Here is a 7,722-nt window from a genome sequence, read left to right as displayed (position 1 = left end):
TCTTGCGGTTTTTTCTTTTTTTTTTTTTTTTTTTTTCCTGTTCCGTTTTGGGGGGGGGCGCCGGGCGCCCGGGCGCCCCCCGCCTCTTTCCGTACGTCCTATCCCTTCAGCGGCACCGCCTGGCCCGACGAGGCGTCCACCACCCGCTTGGAGCCCAGCGGCTGCTTCAGTTCCACCGTCGCCGTCTCCTCCTTGGCCAGCATCACGCAGACCCGCTTGGGGTTCGGCTCCGACTCCGACACCTTCACCGTGACCCGGTCGTCGCGCTCGTCGGCCGTCGCCGCGTAGCGCGAGCACGCCCCGCCCCAGAAGGTCACCGTCAGCTTGAGGCCGTCCACCCGGTAGGACTCGATCGCCCGGCCCCTGGTCCCGTCGTCCGGCAGCCCGGTGTGCGTCGGTGAGGGCACCGGCACCGGGGAGCCCGGCGGCTTCGGCGCCAGGAACTCCGGCGCCACCGCCGGGTGCGTGATCGTCGACGGCGGCGCGTCGCCCTGCCGGGCCACCGAGAACAGCCAGGACGGCACCAGCGCCTGCCGTCCGCCCACCGCCTGCGCGGCCAGGCCGAAGACCGCGCCGTCCAGCGTCACCGTGCGCGGCAGCGGCGCCACCGAACCGCCCGGCTCGCACGGCCTGGCCGGACGCTCCCGGCCCTTCAGCGGCCCCGGCGTGGCGCAGCCGCCGATGGAGACCGGCTTCCCGCGCGAGGAGGCGTTCAGCGCGTCCAGCGCCGCCTTCGCGCCCACCACGGGGTACGTGTCCGCCCGCTCGGGCGCCTTCAACTGCCCGCTCGCGCCCACCACACGGCCGTCACTGCCGACCTGGACGCCGGTGGACCAGCCGTAGGTGGGCAGGCCGCCGACCACCGGGTCCGCGTTCACCACCCGGATCTCGCCCATCAGCTGGGCGGTGTCCAGCTTCGCCCCGCTCTGGCCCGCCGCCGCCAGCACCGGCGCGGCGGCCCGCTCGGCGGCCTCCGGGGACACCGGCTCGCCCGAGCCGTCCGGACAGGTCGTCACCGAGGGGCAGCCCCCGTCCGCCGGGCCGTACGTCCAGGTGCCCGGGGCCCGCTGGTCCACCTGGAGCGCCGGGGCGCCCGAGGGCCCGGCCACCTTCCAGGCGCCGCCCTCCAGCCGTGGCGTCCCGCCCAGGCCCAGTGCCTTGGCCAGCCGGGCCACCTCGGCGGCGCCCACCGTGCCGTCCGCCCGGTACAGGGGCGCCGAGGCGGGGCCCTTCGGCAGGGCGCCGGTCATCCGGTAGACCGCCGCGCCGCCGGGGTCCGGCTCGCCCGGCGCGATGCCGGGGGAGGTGCCCGAGCCCTCGGTGAACCCGTCGAGCGCGAGCTGCGGCGGCCGGTCCCGGCCCGCCGCCGCGGTGCCGGTGCCGCCTCCGGCTCCTTCCCCGGAGGCGGCCGTGGCGAAGTACGCGGCCCCGCCGCCGGCCACCAGGACGGCCGCCGCCACGGCGCCGACCACGGCCTTGGGGCGCCGCCGGCGCGGGGTGTCGTGCGTGGGCTCCGTGCTGCTCACCGCATCGCTCCTTCGTAGGACGTCTCCCCTGCGCGGGGGACACCGCTGGGACGGAGCGGGGGAGCGCGCGGTTCCCTCGGGCCTCGTACGCCCCCGTCAGTCGCCGTACTCCGCCGTCGCGCCGATCAGCCGGGCCGAGGCGGGGGCCACGGCCACCCCGTGGATCCGGGACGGCGGGACGGGGGCGGGGAGGTCCAGCGCGGGGACCGCCCAGTGCGGCGCCATGCGGGCGCCCGCGGTGCACAGCTCGGAGAGGCTCAACTCGGACTCGCGCGGCTCACCCGGAGCCTGGATGTTCGGCATGCGGGCACCGTACGTTCGGCGGACCCGGCGGAGAAAGCCCTACTATCGGGTAGTTTCCGCACTACAAGGCAGCTCCCCCGACCGGGTAGCGTGAACTGTCAACGCCACCCCTCCACAGGAGTGCCCCGCCGTGCGCATCGCAGTCACCGGCTCCATCGCCACCGACCACCTCATGACCTTCCCCGGCCGCTTCGCCGACCAGCTCGTCGCGGACCAGCTGCACACGGTCTCGCTGTCGTTCCTGGTCGACAACCTGGACGTGCGGCGCGGAGGCGTCGCCGCCAACATCTGCTTCGGCATGGGCCAGCTCGGCACGGAGCCGGTCCTCGTCGGCGCGGCCGGCTTCGACTTCGACGAGTACCGCGCCTGGCTGGACCGCCACGGCGTGGACACCGCCTCGGTCCGGATCTCGGAGACGCTGCACACCGCCCGCTTCGTGTGCACCACCGACTCCGACCACAACCAGATCGGCTCCTTCTACACCGGCGCCATGAGCGAGGCCCGGCAGATCGAGCTGAAGACCGTCGCCGACCGGGTGGGCGGCCTCGACCTGGTGCTGATCGGGGCCGACGACCCCGAGGCGATGATGCGCCACACCGAGGAGTGCCGGACCCGGGGCATCCCGTTCGCCGCCGACTTCTCGCAGCAGATCGCGCGCATGGGCGGCGACGAGATCCGCAACCTGATGGAGGGCGCGACCTACCTCTTCTCCAACGAGTACGAGAAGGGGCTCATCGAGTCCAAGACCGGCTGGAGCGACGCGGAGATCCTCTCCAGGGTCGGCACCCGGGTCACCACCCTCGGCTCGCGCGGCGTGCGCATCGAGCGGGCCGGCCAGGACCCGATCGAGGTCGGCTGCCCCGAGGAGGAGCGCAAGGTCGAGCCCACCGGCGTCGGCGACGCGTTCCGCGCGGGCTTCCTGTCCGGCCTGTCCTGGGGCGTCTCCCTGGAGCGCGCCGCGCAGATCGGCTGCATGCTGGCGACCCTGGTGATCGAGACCCTCGGCACCCAGGAGTACACCCTGCGCCGCGCCCACTTCATGGAGCGCTTCACCAAGGCGTACGGGGAAGAGGCGGCGTCCGAGGTCAAGTCCCGCCTGGCCTGACACCGCCCCGGCACGGGCCTACGCGGTGCGCCGCACCGTGTAGGCCACGCCGCCCTCCGCGGGCTCCTCGCCCACGTACTCCTGCCCCCGCATCCCGCACCAGGCCGGGACGTCCAGGCGCGCCGCCTCGTCGTCCGCGAGCACCGTGACCGTGCCGCCCACCGGCACGTCACCGATCACCTTGGCCAGCTCGATCACCGGGATCGGACAGCGCCGCCCCCGCGCGTCCACCACCAGCGACGGCGCCGGGTCCACCACCGGCGGCGGCGCCGCGGCCTCCCGGGGCGCCGCGGCCACCGGCGCGCCGAGCCGCTCGCGCACCCCCGCCACCACGCCCGGCAGCACCGCGAGGAAGCGCTCCACGTCGTCCCCGGTGGCGGTCGTCGGCAGCGACACCCGGACGTTGCCCTCGCTCAGCACCCCCATCGCCCGCAGCACGTGGCTCGGCGTCAGCGTCGAACTGGTGCAGGACGACCCGGAGGAGACGGAGAACCCCTCCCGGTCGAGCCCGTGCAGCAGCGCCTCCCCGTCCACGTACAGGCAGGAGAAGGTGACCAGGTGGGGCAGCCGCTCCAGCGGGTCGCCCACCACCTCCACGTCCGCCACCAGCTCCGGCACCCGGGTCCTGATCCGGTCCACCAGGGCCCGCAGCCGCGCCGCCTGCTCCGCCGCCTCCGCGCGCACCGCCCGCAGCGAGGCCGCCGCGGCCACCACCGCCGGGAGGTTCTCGAAGCCCGGCGCCCGCCCCGACTCCCGCTCGTCGGCGGGGCCCTGGGGGGCGAACCGCACCCCCTTGCGCACCGCGAGCAGCCCCACCCCGGCGGGCCCACCCCACTTGTGCGCGCTCGCCGCGAGCACCGACCAGGGCGCCTCCACGGGCCCCCACGCCAGCGACTGCGCCGCGTCCACGAGCAGCGGGACCCCCGCCGCCCGGCACGCCCCGGCCACCTCGGCCACCGGCTGCAGGGTGCCCACCTCGTGGTTGGCGGACTGCAGGCAGGCCAGCGCGGTGTCCTCGCGCAGCGCCGCCGCGAAGTCCGCGGCCGCCACCGCGCCCGAACGGCCCACGCCCACCTCGGTCACCGTCCCGCCGGCCGCCTCGTGGGCCCCGGCCGCGTGCAGTACGGAGGAGTGCTCGACGGCCGACACGACGAGGTGCGCACCGACCCGGCGGCGGCCCGCGAGCGCCCCGGCCACCCCCGAGTGGACCGCGCGGGTACCCGATGGAGTGAACACGAGCTCGTCGGGACGGCAGCCCACGGCCTCCGCGGCGGCCTCCCGCGCGGCGTCCAGGAGCAGCCGGGCGCGGCGCCCCTCCCGGTAGAGCCGGGCCGGGTCCGCCCAGCCCTCGTCGAGGGCGGCCAGCAGGGCCTGACGGGCCACGGGGTGCAGGGGGGCCGAGGACGCGGCATCGAAGTAGGACACGCCGACACGCTAGGCCGTGGGCCCGCGCCGCGAACAAAAGGGGTCGTCAGATGGGCTCCGGAGCCGGGGATTCCACCCCTTCGGGGACTCGGACGGCGCGTTGGGCACCCTCCCCGCGCGACCCCAAATAGCGTCCAGTAGGGTTTGGTCCGCATAAACATCCAAACCCCTGCCCGCGGCCAGGGCGGCGACCGACCAGCGAGACGGCCGTAGCCGACCAGCGCGGGCGAGACTCTCGGGAAGGCGCTACGTGAGTCCCAACGGCTCCGACCGCTCGTCGCGGCGCCCGATGCGGCGGAAGCTGCCGCAGGTGCTGACTGCGGGCCTGATTCTGGCGACGGCCACCGGCTGCTCGTACAACTGGGAAGACTTCCCCCGCCTTGGAATGCCCACCCCCGTCACGGAGGAGGCGCCGCGGATCCTTTCGCTGTGGCAGGGCTCCTGGGCCGCCGCCCTCATCGTCGGCGTCCTCGTGTGGGGTCTGATCCTGTGGAGCGTGATCTTCCACCGGCGCTCCCGCACCAAGGTCGAAGTTCCCCCGCAGACCCGCTACAACATGCCCATCGAGGCGCTGTACACGGTCGTCCCGCTCGTCATCGTCTCGGTGCTCTTCTACTTCACCGCGCGTGACGAGTCGAAGCTCCTCACCCTCTCCGACAAGCCGACGCACACGGTCAACGTGGTCGGCTACCAGTGGAGCTGGGGCTTCAACTACGTCGAGGACGTCCCCGGCGTGCAGGGCGACGCCAAGAAGGACAAGGACCTGGGCGCGATCCCGGACAAGTTCAAGAAGGACTTCCCGGAGAACGCGGGCGGCGTCTACGACGCCGGCATCCCCGGTACCCGCAACCCGCAGAACGGCAACCCGGGCCCGACCCTGTGGCTGCCGAAGGGCGAGAAGGTCCGGTTCGTCCTGACCTCCCGTGATGTCATCCACTCCTTCTGGGTGGTTCCGTTCCTGATGAAGCAGGACGTCATCCCGGGCCACACCAACTCCTTCGAGGTGACCCCCACGCGTGAGGGCACCTTCATGGGCAAGTGCGCCGAGCTCTGCGGCGTCGACCACTCCCGGATGCTGTTCAACGTCAAGGTGGTCTCCCCGGAGCGCTACCAGCAGCACCTGAAGGAGCTGGCCGAGAAGGGGCAGACCGGCTACATCCCGTCGGGCATTGAGCAGACGGACCCGGCCAGGAATGCGGAGAAGAACACACTGTGAGCATCCTCAACGAATCCCAGGGTGCCGCGGCAGCAGACGACTCGTACGAGAACGAGCTGCCGGTACGGCGCAAGCAGCCGGGGAACGTCGTCGTCAAGTGGCTGACCACCACTGACCACAAGACGATCGGCACGCTCTACCTGGTCACGTCGTTCGTCTTCTTCTGCATCGGTGGCCTGATGGCGCTCTTCATGCGCGCCGAGCTGGCCCGTCCGGGTACGCAGATCATGTCGAACGAGCAGTTCAACCAGGCGTTCACGATGCACGGCACGATCATGCTGCTGATGTTCGCGACGCCGCTGTTCGCCGGTTTCGCCAACTGGATCATGCCGCTGCAGATCGGCGCGCCCGACGTGGCGTTCCCGCGGCTGAACATGTTCGCCTACTGGCTGTACCTCTTCGGCTCGATCATCGCGGTGGCCGGCTTCCTCACCCCGCAGGGTGCGGCCGACTTCGGCTGGTTCGCCTACTCCCCGCTGTCGGACGCCGTCCGCTCGCCGGGCGTCGGCGCCGACATGTGGATCATGGGTCTGGCCTTCTCCGGCTTCGGCACGATCCTCGGCTCGGTCAACTTCATCACCACGATCATCTGCATGCGCGCCCCGGGCATGACGATGTTCCGCATGCCGATCTTCACCTGGAACGTCCTGCTGACCGGTGTCCTGGTCCTGCTGGCCTTCCCGGTCCTGGCGGCCGCGCTGTTCGCCCTGGAGGCGGACCGCAAGTTCGGTGCCCACGTCTTCGACGCGGCCAACGGCGGAGCCTTGCTCTGGCAACACCTCTTCTGGTTCTTCGGCCATCCAGAGGTGTACATCATCGCGCTACCGTTCTTCGGCATCATCTCCGAAGTGATCCCGGTCTTCTCCCGCAAGCCGATGTTCGGCTACATCGGCCTGATCGGCGCGACGATCGCGATCGCCGGCCTCTCGGTGACCGTGTGGGCGCACCACATGTACGTCACCGGCGGCGTGCTGCTGCCGTTCTTCTCCTTCATGACCTTCCTGATCGCGGTACCGACCGGTGTGAAGTTCTTCAACTGGATCGGCACCATGTGGAAGGGCTCGCTGTCCTTCGAGACCCCGATGCTCTGGGCCGTCGGCTTCCTGATCACCTTCACCTTCGGTGGTCTGACCGGCGTCATCCTGGCCTCGCCCCCGATGGACTTCCACGTCTCCGACTCGTACTTCGTCGTCGCGCACTTCCACTACGTCATCTTCGGCACCGTGGTCTTCGCGATGTTCTCCGGCTTCCACTTCTGGTGGCCGAAGTTCACGGGCAAGATGCTGGACGAGCGCCTGGGCAAGATCACCTTCTGGACGCTGTTCGTGGGCTTCCACGGCACGTTCCTGGTGCAGCACTGGCTGGGCGCCGAGGGCATGCCGCGGCGTTACGCGGACTACCTGGCCGCCGACGGCTTCACCGCGCTGAACACCATCTCCACGATCAGCTCGTTCCTGCTCGGCCTGTCGATCCTGCCGTTCTTCTACAACGTGTGGAAGACCGCCAAGTACGGCAAGAAGGTCGAGGTCGACGACCCGTGGGGCTACGGCCGCTCGCTGGAGTGGGCGACCTCCTGCCCGCCGCCGCGGCACAACTTCCTCACGCTGCCGCGCATCCGCTCGGAATCCCCGGCGTTCGACCTGCACCACCCGGAGATCGCGGCCCTCGACCAGCTCGAGAACCACCGCGCCGACCACGCCGAGCTGGTCAGCGGCAAGGAGGCCGGGAAGTGAAGATCCAGGGCAAGATGTTCATCTGGCTCAGCCTCTTCGTCCTCGTCATGGCGATCGTCTATGGCGTCTGGTCGAAGGAGCCGGCCGGTACCACGGCGCTCTTCCTCGCCTTCGGCCTGTGCATCATGGTCGGCTACTACCTGGCCTTCACGGCTCGGCGGGTCGACGCCATGGCGCAGGACAACACCGAGGCCGACGTCGCCGACGAGGCGGGCGAGCTGGGCTTCTTCTCCCCGCACAGCTGGCAGCCGCTCTCCCTGGCCATCGGTGGCGCGTTCGCGTTCCTCGCGGTCGCCATGGGCTGGTGGCTGCTGTACTTCTCCGCCCCGCTGATCCTCATCGGACTCTTCGGCTGGGTCTTCGAGTACTACCGCGGCGAGAACCAGAACCAGTAGTGAGGACCCGTCAGCCCCG

7 protein-coding genes are annotated in these 7,722 nt (G+C 71.4%); 4 read left to right on the top strand and 3 right to left on the bottom strand.

Going from position 1 to position 7,722, the window contains the following annotated elements:
- Positions 1–98 precede the first annotated feature (98 nt).
- On the bottom strand, positions 99–1,526 hold the full coding sequence (locus ABT160_RS28320; RefSeq protein ID WP_351650681.1) for a hypothetical protein: 1,428 nt from the start codon (positions 1,524–1,526) through the stop codon (positions 99–101).
- 96 nt (positions 1,527–1,622) lie between these two features.
- A complete protein-coding gene (locus ABT160_RS28315) occupies positions 1,623–1,829 on the bottom strand; it encodes a hypothetical protein (protein ID WP_351650680.1) in 207 nt (68 codons plus the stop codon).
- Between the two features lie 130 nt (positions 1,830–1,959).
- Between ABT160_RS28315 and ABT160_RS28310 the strand changes: the two genes are divergently transcribed.
- Entirely contained in the window at positions 1,960–2,934 is a 975-nt protein-coding gene (locus tag ABT160_RS28310) for a carbohydrate kinase family protein (protein ID WP_351650679.1), read from the top strand.
- An 18-nt stretch (positions 2,935–2,952) separates the two neighbouring features.
- Here ABT160_RS28310 and ABT160_RS28305 read toward each other — a convergent pair whose 3' ends face one another.
- Positions 2,953–4,359: a cysteine desulfurase/sulfurtransferase TusA family protein gene (locus ABT160_RS28305; protein ID WP_351650678.1), complete on the bottom strand. Its 1,407-nt coding sequence runs from the start codon at positions 4,357–4,359 to the stop codon at positions 2,953–2,955.
- A gap of 250 nt (positions 4,360–4,609) precedes the next feature.
- On the opposite strand from ABT160_RS28305, the gene ctaC reads away from it, so the two are divergent.
- The 3 genes from ctaC to ABT160_RS28290 are packed head-to-tail and all read left to right on the top strand — an operon-like array spanning position 4,610 to position 7,703.
- Positions 4,610–5,575 carry an aa3-type cytochrome oxidase subunit II gene (gene ctaC, locus ABT160_RS28300; RefSeq protein ID WP_351650677.1) on the top strand — a complete coding sequence of 322 codons (966 nt, stop codon included), beginning with the start codon at positions 4,610–4,612 and terminating at the stop codon, positions 5,573–5,575.
- Positions 5,572–7,308, top strand: a complete 1,737-nt coding sequence (gene ctaD, locus ABT160_RS28295; protein ID WP_351650676.1) for an aa3-type cytochrome oxidase subunit I — start codon at positions 5,572–5,574, stop codon at positions 7,306–7,308. Before ctaC ends, ctaD begins: the two co-directional genes overlap by 4 nt.
- The gene (locus ABT160_RS28290; RefSeq protein WP_351650675.1) at positions 7,305–7,703 is read left to right on the top strand and encodes a cytochrome c oxidase subunit 4; all 399 of its coding nucleotides are present in this window, start codon (positions 7,305–7,307) and stop codon (positions 7,701–7,703) included. The genes ctaD and ABT160_RS28290 overlap by 4 nt, the downstream gene beginning before the upstream one ends.
- Positions 7,704–7,722 lie beyond the last annotated feature (19 nt).

Origin of the sequence: Streptomyces sp. NPDC001941 (genome assembly GCF_040296945.1) — a bacterium.
Classification (GTDB): domain Bacteria; phylum Actinomycetota; class Actinomycetes; order Streptomycetales; family Streptomycetaceae; genus Streptomyces.
This window is presented reverse-complemented; position numbering and strand designations above follow the sequence as displayed.